General features: G+C 37.0%; 16 protein-coding genes. All 16 read left to right on the forward strand.

Features of this window, described 5'->3' with window-relative positions; translation table 11 throughout:
* Nucleotides 1–40 precede the first annotated feature (40 nt).
* Nucleotides 41–736, forward strand: a complete 696-nt coding sequence (locus ACIFOD_RS08810) for an HNH endonuclease (protein WP_430314319.1) — start codon at nucleotides 41–43, stop codon at nucleotides 734–736.
* Nucleotides 737–1,166: 430 nt separating this feature from the next.
* On the forward strand, nucleotides 1,167–3,140 hold the full coding sequence (locus ACIFOD_RS08815) for a hypothetical protein (RefSeq protein WP_430314320.1): 1,974 nt from the start codon (nucleotides 1,167–1,169) through the stop codon (nucleotides 3,138–3,140).
* Between the two features lie 71 nt (nucleotides 3,141–3,211).
* Complete coding sequence (locus ACIFOD_RS08820; protein ID WP_430314321.1) at nucleotides 3,212–3,388, forward strand: hypothetical protein; 177 nt, start codon at nucleotides 3,212–3,214, stop codon at nucleotides 3,386–3,388.
* A gap of 347 nt (nucleotides 3,389–3,735) precedes the next feature.
* The gene (locus ACIFOD_RS08825; RefSeq protein ID WP_430314322.1) at nucleotides 3,736–4,332 is read left to right on the forward strand and encodes a hypothetical protein; all 597 of its coding nucleotides are present in this window, start codon (nucleotides 3,736–3,738) and stop codon (nucleotides 4,330–4,332) included.
* A gap of 14 nt (nucleotides 4,333–4,346) precedes the next feature.
* Nucleotides 4,347–4,934, forward strand: coding sequence for a hypothetical protein (locus ACIFOD_RS08830; RefSeq protein WP_430314323.1), 588 nt, complete (start codon nucleotides 4,347–4,349; stop codon nucleotides 4,932–4,934).
* 20 nt (nucleotides 4,935–4,954) lie between these two features.
* Nucleotides 4,955–5,641, forward strand: coding sequence for a hypothetical protein (locus ACIFOD_RS08835; protein WP_430314324.1), 687 nt, complete (start codon nucleotides 4,955–4,957; stop codon nucleotides 5,639–5,641).
* Nucleotides 5,642–5,775: 134 nt separating this feature from the next.
* Nucleotides 5,776–6,438, forward strand: coding sequence for a hypothetical protein (locus tag ACIFOD_RS08840; protein WP_430314325.1), 663 nt, complete (start codon nucleotides 5,776–5,778; stop codon nucleotides 6,436–6,438).
* A gap of 187 nt (nucleotides 6,439–6,625) precedes the next feature.
* Nucleotides 6,626–8,527 carry a hypothetical protein gene (locus ACIFOD_RS08845; protein WP_430314326.1) on the forward strand — a complete coding sequence of 634 codons (1,902 nt, stop codon included), beginning with the start codon at nucleotides 6,626–6,628 and terminating at the stop codon, nucleotides 8,525–8,527.
* 473 nt (nucleotides 8,528–9,000) lie between these two features.
* Nucleotides 9,001–9,600, forward strand: a complete 600-nt coding sequence (locus ACIFOD_RS08850) for a 3'-5' exonuclease (RefSeq protein WP_397552781.1) — start codon at nucleotides 9,001–9,003, stop codon at nucleotides 9,598–9,600.
* Between the two features lie 264 nt (nucleotides 9,601–9,864).
* Entirely contained in the window at nucleotides 9,865–11,205 is a 1,341-nt protein-coding gene (gene rpoN, locus ACIFOD_RS08855; RefSeq protein WP_430314327.1) for an RNA polymerase factor sigma-54, read from the forward strand.
* A gap of 147 nt (nucleotides 11,206–11,352) precedes the next feature.
* Nucleotides 11,353–11,598: a glutaredoxin family protein gene (locus ACIFOD_RS08860; protein ID WP_430314328.1), complete on the forward strand. Its 246-nt coding sequence runs from the start codon at nucleotides 11,353–11,355 to the stop codon at nucleotides 11,596–11,598.
* 148 nt (nucleotides 11,599–11,746) lie between these two features.
* Nucleotides 11,747–12,766 carry a sugar-binding transcriptional regulator gene (locus tag ACIFOD_RS08865; RefSeq protein ID WP_430314329.1) on the forward strand — a complete coding sequence of 340 codons (1,020 nt, stop codon included), beginning with the start codon at nucleotides 11,747–11,749 and terminating at the stop codon, nucleotides 12,764–12,766.
* 56 nt (nucleotides 12,767–12,822) lie between these two features.
* A complete protein-coding gene (gene gap, locus ACIFOD_RS08870; protein ID WP_113969132.1) occupies nucleotides 12,823–13,830 on the forward strand; it encodes a type I glyceraldehyde-3-phosphate dehydrogenase in 1,008 nt (335 codons plus the stop codon).
* A gap of 182 nt (nucleotides 13,831–14,012) precedes the next feature.
* The gene (locus ACIFOD_RS08875) at nucleotides 14,013–15,197 is read left to right on the forward strand and encodes a phosphoglycerate kinase (RefSeq protein ID WP_430314330.1); all 1,185 of its coding nucleotides are present in this window, start codon (nucleotides 14,013–14,015) and stop codon (nucleotides 15,195–15,197) included.
* 59 nt (nucleotides 15,198–15,256) lie between these two features.
* Nucleotides 15,257–16,021: a triose-phosphate isomerase gene (gene tpiA, locus ACIFOD_RS08880; RefSeq protein WP_430314331.1), complete on the forward strand. Its 765-nt coding sequence runs from the start codon at nucleotides 15,257–15,259 to the stop codon at nucleotides 16,019–16,021.
* Nucleotides 16,014–17,549 carry a 2,3-bisphosphoglycerate-independent phosphoglycerate mutase gene (gpmI, locus tag ACIFOD_RS08885; protein WP_430314332.1) on the forward strand — a complete coding sequence of 512 codons (1,536 nt, stop codon included), beginning with the start codon at nucleotides 16,014–16,016 and terminating at the stop codon, nucleotides 17,547–17,549. The genes tpiA and gpmI overlap by 8 nt, the downstream gene beginning before the upstream one ends.
* Nucleotides 17,550–17,559: the final 10 nt, after the last annotated feature.

Below are 17,559 nucleotides of genomic sequence, written 5' to 3' on the forward strand. Positions count from 1 at the left end.
TATTTGTTTAACTCTTTCAAATTGCGTTAGGGGAGATTTGATGAAAAATAGGATTTTACCACCTTTGAAACCTAATAATCGAGATCGTGAATATAACTTTTATTCAGATGAGTTGAAAGCACAAGTTATATATGAACACTTATTCAACAACAAAATGCATAGGTGGATGGATATAAATGTACTTGGGGCGAATGGTAATACTAATGGCCGTAATTCAGCCAATATCCTTTACTATTTAGGTTTAAAAGCGGATTATAGAGGATTTTTCGAAGGACAGTCAATAGATGAAGTAATAGAAATACTTAATAGTAAAGGAGAAAGGTATGCAGATGTTGTTCGGTTATTAAAAGTACAAGCAAAGACATCAAGATTGTATGAGACTGTTATTTCAGATATTGAAGCTCAAGAGATAGAAGAAGGTAATTATGTAGAAGGGACAAAGAAGTCATACTTCGTAAATAAGTATGAACGTGACCCCAAAAATAGAAAAAAAGCAATTGAAATACATGGGTTAAATTGTTGGGTGTGCAGTTTTAATTTTGAGGAAGTATATGGAGAGCGGGGAAGAGATTTTATAGAAATTCACCATATCAAGCCATTAAGTACACTTCAAGAAGCGGTTGTAATTAATCCTGCAACAGATCTAGTTCCGTTATGTGCAAATTGTCATAGAATGATACACAGGAGGAAAGCTGAAATATTAACTATTGACCAACTTAAAGACTTGATAAAATAGAATTACAATTAAATATCATTGAAACTCATGTGCTTCCTCAATCAGCCTAAACAATATTACGATGTTGGATTCTAAATGGTTGACCTGGTTAAAGTTTTAATTCTATTAATCAATAAGGTTACTAAATATAATGTTTTATCAAAAGGTGAAAGTTTGGCCACCATTTAGTAGACCATAATGAGGGGGGGGGATTTTCCACTTATTATGCCTCTATATAAAGTCAGTTAGTACATAGTAGGTTTACGCACACATCAGGAAATTTTTGATAAACCGCTTAATGAAATATCGGTTTTATTAGTTTTGAAACTAATTGTACGAGGTTTTGTTAAAGGAGGATATAAGTAGACTAAAGCTCCTAAAAAAACTCAAACAAAAGAGGTGAAAAAACGAGAAGAAGGTTACCCTTTATTCTTATCTATGGAGTGATAAAATGCCCAAACCTGCAGGTTACTGGAAGGATATCCAAAAAGTAGTTAAAGAGCTAAAGCCTATATGTGAATTGTTAGGTGAATTTCCTAGCTATAAATACTTAAGGGAAAATAAAAGAAACGATATTCTAAATGCTATCGATCGTCATCATTCAAAAGAAACAGTTATGAAAGAATTGGGTTTTACTTATAATCCTAAAGAAACAAGGGGGTTTTGGAAGGATATTAACAATATAAAAAAAGAGGTTCTTCCTATATGTGAGGAGTTGGGCTTTTTCCCCAATACAACTGAATTAATTAGCAGAGGAAGAAACGATATTGTTAACGCCCTACAAAAGCACCATTCTTCTCAAACTGTAGCCGAGAAAACGGGTTATAAGTATGAGGTGAGAAAGGAACGTGGATACTGGGAGGATTTTGACAACCTGAAGAAAGAATTATTACCTATATGTGAAGAAATTGGTCATTTCCCATCCCATGAAGAATTGGTCTCACGAGGTCGTAGTGATATTCTTAATGTGTTTCAAAAGTATCATGATAAGTATGAAACGGCATTAAGGTTAGGATATGAAATAAATTTTAAGGAAAAAAAAGGTTACTGGCTGGAAGTAAGTAATATTGTTAAAGAAGCTTATAATATTTTTGAGAGGCATGGAGAATTACCTCCTACAGACGAGTTGAATGAATTAGGATACGAATCATTTATCTATGCTGTAAGTGAAGTATATGGAGGGATGAAAAAATTAAGAAAAGACTTAGATATGGGGTTATCCGAAGAGCGATATCCATTATATAGGAATGAGGATAAACTTTTATCTGAAATTAAAACGATAGTTGAAGAGAATGGTGGATTCTTACCAACTAGGACATACTTTGAAAGAATTGGAAGGACCGAATTAACTGTTGCAATTAGAAATTATCATGGTGGTATGAAGGAGTTTGCTGAAAAGTTTGGTTTCAAATATGAAACTTTTCATTCGAAAAATGAACATTTAAAAGATGAGGAAAATATAAAGAAGGAATTTCAGTTGCTTATTAATGGACTAGGATATTTTCCAACTTCTCAAGAATTAATTGTAATGGATAAAAGGCATTTAGTTTATTATGTGAAGAACTATCATGGAGGATTTAAAAAATTTTCTCAGACAATGGGTTATCACTTATCAAAAAGGTATATCTTAGCGGAAGATGGGCATTTTTGTGACTCGGGATGGGAAAGGCTAGTTGATAATACCTTATTTAAAAATAAGGTCCATCACTTAAGAGATGAAGAAATAAAGATTGGAAGTATAACAGCAGTCCCTGACTTTATTATAGGGAATATCCTAATAGAAGTCTTAATGGCTGATTATAGAGATCCTAGGGATACAGAATTACATAGTGCTTATATAAAAAGATATCTTAAAAAGAGAAAAGCTTATTTATTATCAAAGGAATATGTCTTATATGAGATTTTTCCTAGCACCTTTAAATCTAGTAAGGGATTTAAAAAGGAAATGAACAATCTCATGTCATTTATTAATGTCAATAGTAAGCAAACAGTCAATTATCAATTTGATGAAGATGACATTGGATATTTGGACTACTATAACTACACTAAAGGAAGAGGTTATTGGAAAAACTTCGATAACCTTGAAAGTGAATTAAGGCCGATTTGCGAGCAGCTCAACTGTTTCCCAACGCACACTGAATTAAAAGAGATGGGTAGAACGGATATATCGTCAGCTATAACTTCCCATTATCCTTCCACAAGGTGGGTAGCAGAAAGGATGAATGTATTATATAAAGTTCGAAAACCAATTGGTTTTTGGTCAGATATTAGTAATATTATAAGTGAGTTAGAACCTATTTGCTGTGATATCGGCAAATTTCCATCTCTATCCTATTTAAGAAATATTGGAAGAAACGATATTGTCAATGCTTTTAAAAATTATCACCCTGTCGAAACCGTCAAAAGTAAAATGGGATATGAATAAGTGATTAGAAATTTCTGGACCAAAGAACTTTCTACATTAGAGAAGATGGTTCCTAATGTCCATGGAGGTTTATGATAAAAATCACTAAAGAGGAGTTACTTAGAAAGACTGGTCAACCGCCAGTAACAGAGGCCGAATATAGGGCTGGTATTGAAGGTTTTGATTTAGATGTTCTAGATGTTCAAGGGAAGCCGAAAACCCTTTTTAGAAATAAAGCAATCGAATACTGCTGGATTTGTGGGAAATAGTATCCTGTTTCATTCCTTGTTGCAGCACACATAAAAAGAGATCGTTCTGTTCCAAAGAAGAAAAATTAGATTTTAGCAAAATTGTTATATCTATGTGTAGGTTTGGGTACGATGATTTATTTGTGAAAGGTTATATTGTAAATTATTGTGGTTTTTGAGGCAAAATTCAATGAATTATATGAAATGTCCTGCAAATTGATGCAGGGCATTTTTAGTTTCCATTATTATGATTAATATGATATTTTTTTGTGTAAAAAAATGGATTTATGATAGTATTTAAGTACTGGAACTGAAGTGATATTTTAGAAGGGAGCTGGACCATGCCTTACACTCTAGTAATCCACACAATGAAAAAAAATTATGCCAATATTAATGGCCCTGTCAATGATTATTCTTTAGTCTATCAACCGCCTTGTAATGTACATAATCTCATTTTAGAATATCCCACTTATAAAAGTATTGGTGATTACAGATTTAGCTTGAATGGAACCAGTTTGTCACACGGAGACATAATTAATGATATTGAGAGATATATTCTATCATTCCCTGTTAATATGAGATTGAAAAAAGCTATAGAACTTAGTGATGTTCTACTGGATATCTTAAATTATGGATTAAATGCCAGAGTGGTCCCGAATTTCAACATAATTTTAAATGGTATAAATTATAATGAATATGAATTTGTAGAGATAATCTATTGGTTAATAGGACAAGAAGACATAAATTATCCTCGTAGTAAAGGGAAAAGAGGAGTTAGACTACCGATAGATAGATATCACGAGGCTATAATAGCTGTTATGTATCAATTCTTTAACATAGATGTTGTTAAAAGGAGAGCAAAAATAAGAAATAGAAGACCACCTCTATGTTTAGAAGGTATTATTTCTCCTAATCAACGCAATCAGATAGATATCCGCTTATTAAGTAATATTAATTTAATATAATAGTGAGGGAATATATGATTAATTATCAGTTCTACCCGAAAAATAATAAATTACCTGACTTTCTATCCCAAGTAGTACAAGTCTTTTCAGAAATGAATAGAAGAATTTTAAATACGAATAGAAAATATAGAAGTAATGACATTCTAGCGGAATGTAGAGGTGGTCTAATTAGCATTGGTTATAAAGTGGAAGGTAGTCATAATACTGACGGGAATTTCATTGAAGTACCTGTTCTGTTTGGTAGAAATAATGTATTAGAAAAGTCATTTCGAGCGGATGCCTTTAACGAAGAGGATAAATCAGTTATTGAAGTAGAAGCAGGTAGAGGAGTATTGAACAATCAGTTTCTAAAGGATCTATTTCAAGCTTGTATGATGCAAAACGTCGACTATTTAACCATAGCAGTTCTTAATGAGTACAGAACAAAAAATAGATTGAATAATAATTTCGATGAAGTGTGTAAATTTTTTGATGCGTTATATTCAACGGATAGATTAAAACTTCCACTGAAAGGTGTTTTGATAATTGGATATGATACGCCTGTTATTCAAGGTGTTGACGAATCTTTAGAGGAAGTTGTAGAAGACCTTAACGAAGAATAAGAGGAAAGGTGTAGGTTTCAATGATTGATATAAAGTATGTAGTACCCAATACGACTGATACCAGTTTACGCATGCCAGCAAGAATTAACAGATTAGCTGATACATGTCCTCATTGTCATTACGGAATTTCACCGAAAATTATGAATGTAATTCTTAACAACTCAACTAAAAATCAAGATTCTTTAGAAGTTGTTTATTACTGTACTAGACAAACCTGTCAACATTTGTTTATAAGTTACTACCGTGTAGCAAAAAACGGCTCAAGAGATTTCTATTTTCTAAACTCGGCTCCAATTAGGCCTATGCAAAGAAAATTTGAGGAGGAAATAAACGATATTTCACCCGAGTTTTCAGTAATTTATAATCAGGCAAAAGAGGCTGAAGAAAGTCAACTCAATCATGTAGCGGGTATGGGTTATAGGAAATCATTAGAGTACCTTATAAAAGATTATCTAATCTCCTTTAGAGAGGAAGATAAAGAAGAGATTGGGGGCAAATTTTTAGGAAAATGTATCAAAGAAAATGTAACAGACCGGAACGTTCAAAATGTAGCTATAAGAGCAGTCTGGTTAGGCAATGACGAAACTCATTATGTTCGTAAATGGGGTAACAAGGACATTAACGATTTAAAGCAGTTAATTGAACTGACTTTATACTGGGTTTCTTCTGAGATTAAAACGCAAAAACTTTTACAAGAAATGCAATAAAACAGAGGGAGACTGATGAGGTCTCCTCTTTAGTTTATTCCTTGTTAAAATACGTAGTATCAATCTTTCGTCTACAAATCTCTTCTAAAAAGTGAAGATTATTTACTAACTTATTTTATTTTTGGAGGCCAATTGTGAGTATCTTTAAAAGAATCAACTTTCAACAAATACTAATAGAACATTCCATAGAAAATCATAAAGTTTACGTGAATAAAATGGAAGAATTTTTAGAATCTGAAATTGATGGGTTTAATAAGAGGTTTGAAGAAGAAACGAACGGATGGAGCGAAGAACAGAAGGATGAATATGGTGAGTACTTGTCAGATGACTATTGGACTTTAGCAGAGACACACCCTTCCTTGCTCAGGAGTTCTATGCTAATTAGTTCTTTCTCTCTTTTCGAAAAAGGGTTGAAAGATCTTGCTAATTATTATGAAAAGAAAATTATTACATCAAGTGATTATAGCTCAAATATTAAAACTACTAGTAAAATTTCTATCTATCTTAAAAGAATTGAGAAAAAGTTTGGTGTTGATTTTTCAGGAGAAATTAGCGAATGGAATCTAATTCAGAATTATTATAGGGAAGTTAGGAACATCATAGTACATGATGGAGGAGAAATAGATACTAGTAGGTATTCAGAAAAAATAAAATTCATTGAAGAGATGGGAGTGAAAATCAAACAACCAAGTGGGGAACTCATTTTACAAAAAGGGTTTTGTTTGAATTATTTGGAAGTTATCTCTATGTTTTTTCAGAAATTCTTTAATTTAATTGATAATCAGAGACAAGATTGAAAAGTACTAAAAAGTTTCTTATCTTAAAAGAGAATCTCTTATTCAGCTTTCATTATTCAAAGTGGAAAGTATTAAAATCATCTAAATAGGTAAAATAAAAAATTCAATATTTCTAAACAGTATAAAGTGAGACGGTTACCTGAAACGCCTAAACGGTTAGGGAAAAATGTTAGAGAGGAAAGTATATATGTCAGGTATTAAATTCTATTCTGAGTATGATATGATTTGTGTTTGGGAATTGGAAAAAATAATTGAAAAAATTAAAGATAACGTTATTAATTCTAATTGGAGTATTAATGAAATATTAGACTTCCATAATGTCTTGAAATATATAAATATTAAAAGGTTTAGGGACTATATTGTTCAAGAAACAAGTACTGATATAGAAGCTTTTGAAAAAGAAATAAGACGAAAAATTGGTATATTTGTGGGCTCTCATAAGGATTTTTTCCTTGATTTTTATAATGAGATTACCGTTGATGCTGCTAATGATTTTCTTGAAATTTTTGAAGGCTTCAAGTTATTTCGGAATATAGATATTCAGGATTTCCGGAGATTTATTGAGAAGGAAAATGTACATATCTGTACAGTACTCAAGTTTAAGAAGTTGACTGAGTACTATAATGAAGCAGTTAAAGATGAGCTATTATCGGACTCTAGGAATGCAGAGACCATTTTGTCGAAATTTCTCCAGGAAGATGATATATTTTTGCCACCATCTTTGAGTGAAGCTGATACCTTATGCTTGATTGATGAATATATTAACTCTCCACTAGTAAATATCAATGTATTAAGGAAAATTATTAACTTTCCAACAAATAAGGGGATTAGTATACCTGATAAAATCAAATTACATGCCATGAGGAAAGCTAAAGAAGAAGAAGAAAAAATTTTCAGCGAGGGAACTGGTATTGAATCAGAAGTGATGATTTCATATCCTAATAACCAAGAAGAAGAAATAATATTTAATATGGATGGGGGAACAACAGAGGTCAAGGTTAGTCGAAAGTGGATTGAAGAAAATATTGATTATCCTACTCTTTGGAATAATTTTATTTATCTATTTGGCATTGTAGATGAAAAGATGAGGTTAGAATTAGTTTCTAAAAAAAGTGAAAGCAGCGCTCTGGAATCAGTAATTAGACCGCAAGCAGATCACTTATATTTCCAGTCAACCTCATTTTATTATAAAGAAATCTTATCTGATGCTCAGGTATATAGTTATCTTAATGTGTTAAATGTTTTTGGAGTAAGATTAGAAGAAATGATTGAATGGTTTTTTTGTATGTATTTTAAAGAAGAATTTCAAATTAATGACTTTATTGTTAAAATGCCGTCGAGTGGAGCGTCTTACTTTGAAAAGTGCAGAACTATTCTCCCTGAGATAGATAGGATTTTTAAACAGTATAATACCTTAATTGAAGATGGGGAGATAGACCATGAATTAATTCAGATGTCGTCTTCAAGTTTTAAAAATAAAGATATAATGTCGTTTAATGAAAAAAAATATGTATACTCCTCCAGCGACTGGTATGAAACAGCTTCATTCTTATTGTTTTCTGACCAGAGTAGTATATTCTATTTACCAAGTAAGGAAGAGAGATATAAGAATTTCTATAACTTGGTGACTTCTGAAAAGTTAACTAGAGCTGATTTTCAGGAGTATCAAATGAAAAGGATGCAATGGTTATTCGATAATAACTTAATTCGTGAAAGTGATATTGGCCACTTAGAGTTTGTTGACCAAAGGGTTATATATGTTCTTATGGAACTCTACTATAATGAAACAATTAGTTATTGGCATTATCCTAAAAATATACAAGAAGTAATAGAGGATTTAAACACTCGAAATATCGTGGAATTTGAAAACACTCTATTCTCAAGAAATGAACAAGATTATCTTGATTACTATTTAAATAAATCAAAATTCACTAATGGCCATGATATTCGAAATAAATATTTACATGGAACAAATACTAATGATGAGGAACAATATGAGTTAGATTATTACGTAATTCTCAAACTGTTTATCATTATAGTTATCAAAATAAATGATGACTTATGTATTAAAGCGGTTAGATGCCAATAAATGAATATCAAAAACCTGACTTAAGGAGAGTTAGGTCTTTTAATTTTTGCAATTATGGGCATGCTTCAGTATCATTGTTTTTAGGTATAATACGCAATGAAAAACAATCAAACAAGCATAAACTATTGATACAACAAGGTCTAACGGCTTTTTGAACCGAAAGTGGTGCAACGGATAGCACGTAAGATTCCGGTTCTTAAAATGGGGGTTCGATTCCCTCCGAGGGCGTAGTTGAAAGAGTGATATGAAGGTGTTTCTACAAATTTTTGATTTGTGGAGGCATCTTTTTTCGTTCCTGAGATTAAGGGTATTTTTAGTATATTGTATAATCAATAATATACCTATTTTGAAGAAGTGCCGGATCGGTTTTGAATTAGATACATAGGAAAGTTGCGAGAAGGTGTTTCGCCCTGCACCAGAATAGTTAGAGTATAGAAAAGAAGAATAATCTAAAACCGGGATGGTGGCTTGGAATGAAAGATTTTGTAGCTTTTGATTTTGAAACGGCTAATCGTGCAAGACACAGTATATGCTCAGTCGGAATGGTATTTGTAGAAAATGGAGAAATTGTTGATTCAATTTATCAATTAATCGATCCAGAAGAGAAATTTGATCATTTTAATATTAGAATACATGGAATTAAACCTCAAGATGTTATAGGTGCGATGACGTTCGATGCTTTCTATCATTCTATCAAGGGAAAAATAGAGAATAAGTTGATGATTGCTCATAATCTTTCCTTCGATGGATACGCTTTGAGGGATAATTTAGCTCGTTATGAAATGAAGCCCGTATACAACCAATTTCTCTGCACATATCAAATGTCCAGAAAAATGGTAAAGGGTCTTCCTGCCTATCAGCTATCATCTATATGTACTTATTTTGGAATCGAATTAGATAATCACCATCATGCTGCAGATGATGCTAAAGCATGCGCTCAATTAATGCTAAAGCTAGCAGAAGAGTACAAGATTACGGACTTTGATTCTCTCTACAATAAGACTCGAATTAAACCGGGAGAAATATCCGAAGGCATCTATCGCTCTTCATTAGTAAGTAAATCTGCTAAATAACACAACTTTCCGGAGAACCTCTATCTTATAGTGATATTCAATTGAGGCATCCTCCAGGGTGCTTTTTCATTATTAGCTTTTTATTCTATTGATTATAAATAAAAAAGAATGTTGTTGTGATGGATGGGAATCAACTACCTCTCTCTCTGTGGAATTTCATGAGAGAAAGCCACATATATAGTACAAACCCACCAACTACCAACGAATTCCCATTAACGAAACACCAATTTTATTGTAGAATAAATGAATGGGAGGTTACGAATCATGAATTTGAAAGCAGGACTTTTTCAAAATCAACAACTGAAACTTCAAATGACGCAGCAGCTTTCTCAAGCCATCACCATCCTCCAATATTCTACGATGGAACTGAATGCTTATCTAGAAGCTAAGCAATTAGAGAATCCCCTTATACAATTAGAACCGCCAAAGCAAGATCCCCTTCATCAACGAGAACCTCATACGTTTAAACGAAATGCCGGAAATCACGAAAACACGGTGGATTGGTATGAATATGTATCAGTGCCAAAGAAGTCCCTTGCGGATGCACTATCTGTTCAATTAAATTTGAAATCGCTTACTTCTTCAGGAAGAAAGATAATGGAAGAATTAATATACAGCTTGGATGACAATGGTTATTTGAGAGTAGACGAAGAATCCTTCATTCATAAACATGGTTTGGAAGTGATTCAACTAGATAACTATATTAATAGGCTTCAGGAATTAGAACCAGCCGGTATAGGAGCGAGATCCCTGCAGGAGTGCATATCCCTTCAGCTGCAGAGGAAAGCCGATGTTCCTCCTCTAGTTACGAGGATTGTAGATAATCATTTTCAAAACTTTGCCGAAAAGAAGTGGAAAGCAATCGCCAAGGATCTTTCGGTAGAGCTGAAAGACATCCAACAGGCGGCTGACTTCATTCAGCATTGCAATCCGAGACCCGGCTCAAAATATTCTCAGCATATCGCTGAATTCATTATTCCTGAGCTGGTCGTGAAGGTGATCGACGGACATACCGTGGCCGTTTCGTTGTATGATGGCACAACCGTTAACGTCACATATAATGAAGAGTACACAGATTTCCTTGAGCGTCACCCTGATAAGGAAGTTCAGTCCTATCTTCAGGAAAAGGAGCAGGACTTCCAGTGGCTGCTGCAAAGTTTAAGGCAGCGAAAGCAGACAATCCTGAAAGTAGGGAAGATGCTTGCTGAGAAGCAAAAAGCCTTCTTTCTTAAAGGACCATCAGCCGTCCAGCCTTTGACTTTGAAGCAGGTGGCCGATGAAATCGATGTTCATGAATCCACTATAAGCCGGGCTGTAAAAGGGAAGTATATGCAAACACCTTATGGAATTTATGAATTGAAGTACTTCTTCACCTCAGCCATCAAATCGGTCAAGCTTGAGGACTCCGAAACGGTATCCGCGACGAGCGTGAAAAATGAGCTGCAAAAGCTGATCGATGAAGAAGACAAGAAGAAACCACTATCAGACCAGAAAATTGTCAATCTTTTATTGGATAAAGGCTATGATGTATCAAGAAGGACGATTGCTAAATACCGCGATCAATTAGGGATTGCTTCTTCCACGATGAGGAAGAGATATGAATAGATCGGTTTGGGTCGGTCGGTGCCAGGCACCATAAACGCATTTTGTGCCTGGCACCAGGTTGCGCAAGAGTGCCTGGCACAAGCCCAAATCACAGACCGCACATACCATTCCCGATCACCCCAACCTAGTACAAAGTGAGGAACCAAGATGAAACAAGTCCTATTCTACACGCGAAACCAATGCGGACTATGTGAAGACGCAAAAATCACCTTAAAGCTCATTCAGGATGAACTGGGATTCGAGATAATCGAAATCGACATCGAGGAAACTGATGAACTGACCGAACGTTTCGGACTCATGATCCCTGTCTTGGAACTGGACGGGGAAATCCTTCAATATGGGCAAATTGATTATTTTACGCTCAGCAAGCGTTTACATGAAAAAACCCGATAGTTTCTAGTTGAATTACGATTCATACCCTGATAAAATGAACTTTGAAAGCAGGGATGAATTTTTTTGGAGGTAGTGGGACATAATATGTCTATGTGGGACTTTATAAGTCCACCATATCCACTCACTTCATTTGAAGGAGCTTTTAACTATGGAATCTTTAATTGACATACAAAAGCGATTATTACCTGACCTGCTTGAAGTTATGCAAAAAAGGCATCAGATTCTTCGTTCCATCCGGTTCATGCAGCCTGTCGGACGCAGAAGTCTTGCTCAGAACATGGGCCTGACCGAACGTGTACTGAGAAGCGAAGTGGAATTCCTGAACAATCAAGATCTCATTGATATCAAAACCTCTGGAATGATTATGACGGAGGATGGTATTCAGCTTTTAGAAAGCCTTGAAACCATGATGAGAGAAGTTTCGGGAATCAACGTAATGGAGCGGGAATTAAAATCTTTACTTAATCTTCATGAAATTGTAATCGTTCCTGGGAATAGTGATGAGTCTCCTTGGGTAAAAGAAGAATTAGGGCGTGCATCAGCTTCTAGTATGAAACGTCGCCTGAAAGGAAATACTATCATCGCTGTGACTGGAGGTTCGACGATGGCCGCTGTAGCAGAGATGCTTACACCGGATTTCTCTGACGAAACCTTGTTTGTTCCTGCTCGGGGTGGAATTGGAGAAGACGTTAAAAACCAGGCTAACACCATATGTGCCAAGATGGCTGAGCATACGAGAACGCGACATCGTGTTTTATATGTGCCGGATCAGGTTAGTAAAGAAGTATACAAGTCCTTCTTGAAGGAACCGATGATCAAAGAAGTTTTAAATTTGATCAAATCGGCTAACATGGTTCTCCATGGGATTGGAGATGCTATCACAATGGCTGAAAGACGAAAGACCACTGATGAGGACTTTGAGAAAATCACAGATGGTCATGCTGTCGGGGAGGCATTTGGTTATTATTTTAACGAAGCGGGTGAAGTGGTACATAAGGTGCCAACGATCGGCCTGCAATTAGAAGATTTAAGTCACATCGAAAACGTCATTAGCGTCGCAGGCGGCAGCTCGAAGGCGAAAGCGATTCGGGCGTATATGAAGAGTGCTCCTAAGGAAACCGTGCTCATCACGGATGAAGGAGCAGCGAGAGAGCTTTTAAAAGGGTAAGCCCTTTTGAAATATAAAAAAAATCATCCTTAACTATCTAAAGGAGGAAATTATTCATGGCAACAAAAATTGGTATTAACGGATTTGGACGTATCGGACGTAATGTATTCCGTGCAGCACTTAAAAATAACGACGTAGAGGTAGTAGCAGTTAATGACTTAACTGATGCAAACATGCTTGCTCACCTTTTACAATATGATACAGTTCACGGAACTCTTCAAGAGAAAGTAACTGTTGACGGCGACTACCTTGTAGTTGGCGGTAAAAAAGTAAAAGTATTAGCTGAGCGCGATCCTGCTCAACTTGGTTGGGGAGATCTTGGTGTAGATATCGTTGTTGAATCTACTGGACGTTTCACTAAGCGTGCTGACGCAGCGAAACATATCGAAGCTGGTGCGAAGAAAGTCATCATTTCTGCTCCTGCATCTGATGAAGACATCACAGTGGTTATGGGTGTTAACGAAGACAAGTATGACGCGGCTAGCCACGATGTTATCTCTAACGCTTCATGTACAACAAACTGCTTAGCGCCATTCGCTAAAGTTCTTAACGATAAATTCGGAATCAAGCGTGGAATGATGACAACCATCCACTCTTACACAAACGACCAACAAATCTTAGACTTACCACATAAAGATTACCGTCGTGCACGTGCAGCTGCTGAGAACATGATTCCAACAACTACAGGTGCTGCGAAAGCTGTATCTCTTGTTCTTCCTGAGCTTAAAGGGAAACTGAATGGTGGAGCGGTTCGTGTTCCAACTCCAAACGTTTCACTAGTAGACTTAGTTGCTGAACTTGATAAAAACGTAACAGCTGAAGATGTGAATGCGGCTCTTAAAGAAGCGGCTGAAGGCGATCTTAAAGGAATCCTTGCGTACAGCGAAGAGCCTTTAGTATCTACTGATTACAACGGTAGCCCGGCTTCTTCTACAATCGATGCATTATCTACAATGGTTCTAGAAGACAACATGGTCAAAGTAATCTCTTGGTATGATAACGAGAGCGGATACTCTAACCGTGTAGTTGACCTTGCAGGGTTTATCGCTTCTAAAGGACTTTAATCGATAAAATTTTGTGAATTGACATCATTAGCATGGTGATTGATGGATAAATTTTGTCCCACCATCTATAATGAAGATGTGATGAAGGGGAGCGGGGAAGATTCCCCTCTCCCTTTTCTTATTGCTATTTCTATTTTTTTGAAAAAGATGTAGAAATTGAAAACTAAAGGAGGCCTTTTACGATGAACAAAAAGTCGATTAAAGATGTCGATGTAAGAGGAAAACGCGTATTTTGCCGTGTGGACTTCAACGTACCGATGTCTGAGGGCAAGATTACAGATGAAACTCGTATTCAAGCTGCACTTCCAACTATTAAGTACTTAGTGGATGGCGGGGCTAAAGTCATTCTGGCTAGTCACTTAGGTCGTCCTAAAGGTGAAGTCGTGGAAGGGCTGCGCTTAACACCGGTAGCCGAAAGACTTTCCGAACTTCTTGGGAAAAAGGTAGCAAAAGCGGATGAAGCGTATGGTGAAGCTGTTCAATCGAAGATCAGCGACATGGCTGAAGGTGACGTTCTGGTACTGGAAAACGTTCGCTTCTACCCGGGAGAAACGAAGAATGATCCTGAACTCGCAAAAGAATTTGTAGCTCTTGCTGATCTCTATGTAAACGATGCATTCGGTGCTGCACACCGTGCTCATGCTTCTACTGAAGGAATTGCCAAACATCTTCCAGCTGTAGCGGGCCTCCTGATGGAGAAAGAACTGGACGTATTAGGGAAAGCTCTATCCAATCCTGAACGCCCATTTACAGCAATCGTTGGTGGAGCAAAAGTAAAAGATAAAATCGGTGTCATTGACAACCTATTAGATAAAGTGGACAACCTGATCATTGGTGGAGGACTTGCTTATACATTCGTAAAAGCCCAAGGCCATGAAGTAGGAAAATCCCTTCTTGAAGAAGACAAGATTGATTTAGCCAAGCAATTCATGAAAAAAGCAGAAGATAAAGGCGTTAAATTCCTTATGCCTGTTGATGTAGTCGTTGCTGATGACTTCTCAAATGATGCAAATACGGAGGAAGTGGATATCGATTCGATTCCTTCTGATTGGGAAGCACTTGATATCGGACCTAAAACAAGAGCGTTATTCCAGGATACAATCAAAAGCTCTAAGCTTGTCATCTGGAACGGACCGATGGGTGTATTCGAATTAGAAACATTTGCAAATGGAACGAAAGCCGTAGCGGAGGCGTTAGCCGATGCAACAGATACATATTCTGTTATCGGTGGCGGTGACTCTGCAGCAGCCGTTGAGAAATTCGGATATGCTGACAAGATGAGTCATATTTCTACAGGTGGTGGAGCTTCACTTGAGTTCATGGAAGGTAAAGAACTTCCTGGAGTAGTGGCTCTTAACGATAAATAATCGCTTTTCAAAGACCAACAATTTTGGGAACCGATTATAAAACAGAAAGGATGAATACAATGCGTAAACCGATCATTGCAGGTAACTGGAAAATGAACAAAACGTTATCAGAAGCAAAATCTTTTACTGAAGAAGTACAAGGATTAGTTCCTGATCAAGAGGTTGTCGATTCTGTCATTTGTTCTCCAGCCCTATTTTTAGAAAGCTTAGTGAACATTTCAAAAGAATACAAGGTAGAAATTGGTGCTCAAAATATGCACTTTGAAGAAAACGGAGCATTCACAGGGGAAGTGAGTCCTGTAGCGCTTTCTGATTTAGGCGTAAAGTATGTCATCCTTGGACACTCAGAGCGTCGTGAAATGTTCAATGAAACAGACGAGTCAGTGAACAAAAAGACTCTGGCTGCTTTCAAACACGGCTTAACTCCAATCGTTTGTGTAGGGGAGACGCTCGATCAACGCGAAAACAATGAAACAAAAGAACTTGTTGGTAACCAAGTGAAAAGAGCACTTGCCGGTCTATCAGCAGATCAAGTGAAACACACTGTCATTGCTTATGAGCCAATCTGGGCAATCGGAACAGGTAAATCGTCTACAGCTGAAGATGCGAACGAAGTATGTGCACATATCCGTCAAGTGGTTGCAGGAGAATTTTCTCAAGAAGCGGCAGACGCAGTGAGAATTCAGTACGGCGGTAGTGTAAAACCTAATAACATTAAAGAATACATGGCTCAATCGGATATCGATGGTGCTCTTGTAGGTGGAGCAAGCCTTGAACCACAAAGCTTCTTGCAGCTTTTAGAAGGGGCAAGCACACATGAGTAAGTCACCAGTAGCGTTAATCATCTTAGATGGTTTTGCTTGCCGTAACACAAAAGAAGGAAACGCTGTAGCCCAAGCGAACAAACCGAACTTTGATCGTTTGTGGAATCAGTACCCTCACAATCAATTAATTGCAAGTGGCGAATCCGTAGGACTTCCTGAAGGACAAATGGGGAACTCCGAAGTGGGTCACTTGAATATTGGTGCCGGACGTATCGTGTACCAAAGCTTAACCCGCGTGAATTTAGCGATTCGTGAAGGGGAATTCGAAACGAATGCCACTTTCATCGATGCGATCAATCACGCGAAAGAAAAAGGAACGAATCTTCATATCTTTGGACTACTTTCGGATGGTGGGGTTCACAGTCACATTGAACATCTTTATGCTCTTCTTGGTTTAGCAGCTCAAGAAGGCATCAAGAATGTATATGTTCATGCTTTCCTTGATGGACGTGACGTTGGACCACAGACAGCGAAAGGGTACCTCCAGGATGCTGAAGCGAAAATGAAAGAAATCGGCGTTGGCCAATTTGCGACGATTTCTGGTCGTTACTATTCCATGGACCGTGACAAGCGCTGGGAACGTGTGGAGAAATCCTACCGTGCCATGGTTTACGGTGAAGGCCCAAGCTATCATGATCCGATGGAACTTGTGAACGATTCATACGAAAATGGAATCTACGATGAATTCGTCATTCCATCTGTGATGACGAAAGAAAACGGAGAGCCGGTCGCAACGATTAAAGACGATGATGCTGTAATCTTTTACAACTTCCGTCCTGACCGAGCGATCCAGATTTCGAATACATTTGCGAATGCAGACTTCCGTTCATTTGAGCGCGGAGAGAAGCATCCGAAGAACCTTCACTTTGTCTGCTTAACACGATTCAGTGAAACAGTTGATGGATTTGTAGCATTCAAACCGACAAATCTTGATAATACACTTGGTGAAGTCCTTTCCCAAAACGGACTGAAGCAATTGCGTATCGCCGAGACGGAGAAATATCCTCATGTCACGTTCTTTATGAGCGGTGGCCGTGAAGATGAATTCCCGGGGGAAAAACGGATTCTGATCGATTCCCCTAAAGTGGCAACGTATGACCTGAAGCCTGAAATGAGTGCGTATGAAGTGACGGATGCTTTACTTGAGGAAATCCGTGAAGACCGTCAGGATGCGATTATCTTGAACTTCGCAAATCCGGATATGGTCGGTCACTCAGGAATGCTTGAGCCGACGATCAAAGCGGTGGAAACAGTGGATGAGTGTCTTGGGAAAATCATTGACCTCATCACTGAAAAAGGCGGAACAGCCATCATCACAGCAGACCACGGAAATGCAGATGAAGTTCTGACCGAAGAAGGCAAGCCTATGACGGCCCACACGACGAACCCGGTCCCTGTCATCGTAACGAAAGAAGGAATCGAGCTTCGTGAAGGTGGAAAGCTAGGAGATCTTGCTCCAACCATGCTAGATTTATTAAATGTTAATCAACCAGCTGAAATGACTGGAAAAACACTAATTAAAAAATAAGGAGAGATTC

This window comes from Rossellomorea sp. NRS-1567 (genome assembly GCF_050467885.1).
In the GTDB taxonomy this organism is placed as follows: domain Bacteria; phylum Bacillota; class Bacilli; order Bacillales; family Bacillaceae_B; genus Rossellomorea; species Rossellomorea aquimaris_C.

Excerpts from the sequence above, each read along its gene's own strand:
- ACIFOD_RS08810 (WP_430314319.1), top strand. The coding sequence starts at position 41 with ATGAAAAATAGGATTTTACCACCTTTGAAACCTAATAATCGAGATCGT.
- ACIFOD_RS08815 (WP_430314320.1), top strand. The coding sequence starts at position 1,167 with ATGCCCAAACCTGCAGGTTACTGGAAGGATATCCAAAAAGTAGTTAAA.
- ACIFOD_RS08820 (WP_430314321.1), top strand. The coding sequence starts at position 3,212 with ATGATAAAAATCACTAAAGAGGAGTTACTTAGAAAGACTGGTCAACCG.
- ACIFOD_RS08825 (WP_430314322.1), top strand. The coding sequence starts at position 3,736 with ATGAAAAAAAATTATGCCAATATTAATGGCCCTGTCAATGATTATTCT.
- ACIFOD_RS08830 (WP_430314323.1), top strand. The coding sequence starts at position 4,347 with ATGATTAATTATCAGTTCTACCCGAAAAATAATAAATTACCTGACTTT.
- ACIFOD_RS08835 (WP_430314324.1), top strand. The coding sequence starts at position 4,955 with ATGATTGATATAAAGTATGTAGTACCCAATACGACTGATACCAGTTTA.
- ACIFOD_RS08845 (WP_430314326.1), top strand. The coding sequence starts at position 6,626 with ATGTCAGGTATTAAATTCTATTCTGAGTATGATATGATTTGTGTTTGG.
- ACIFOD_RS08850 (WP_397552781.1), top strand. The coding sequence starts at position 9,001 with ATGAAAGATTTTGTAGCTTTTGATTTTGAAACGGCTAATCGTGCAAGA.
- rpoN (WP_430314327.1), top strand. The coding sequence starts at position 9,865 with ATGAATTTGAAAGCAGGACTTTTTCAAAATCAACAACTGAAACTTCAA.
- ACIFOD_RS08860 (WP_430314328.1), top strand. The coding sequence starts at position 11,353 with ATGAAACAAGTCCTATTCTACACGCGAAACCAATGCGGACTATGTGAA.
- ACIFOD_RS08865 (WP_430314329.1), top strand. The coding sequence starts at position 11,747 with ATGGAATCTTTAATTGACATACAAAAGCGATTATTACCTGACCTGCTT.
- gap (WP_113969132.1), top strand. The coding sequence starts at position 12,823 with ATGGCAACAAAAATTGGTATTAACGGATTTGGACGTATCGGACGTAAT.
- ACIFOD_RS08875 (WP_430314330.1), top strand. The coding sequence starts at position 14,013 with ATGAACAAAAAGTCGATTAAAGATGTCGATGTAAGAGGAAAACGCGTA.
- tpiA (WP_430314331.1), top strand. The coding sequence starts at position 15,257 with ATGCGTAAACCGATCATTGCAGGTAACTGGAAAATGAACAAAACGTTA.
- gpmI (WP_430314332.1), top strand. The coding sequence starts at position 16,014 with ATGAGTAAGTCACCAGTAGCGTTAATCATCTTAGATGGTTTTGCTTGC.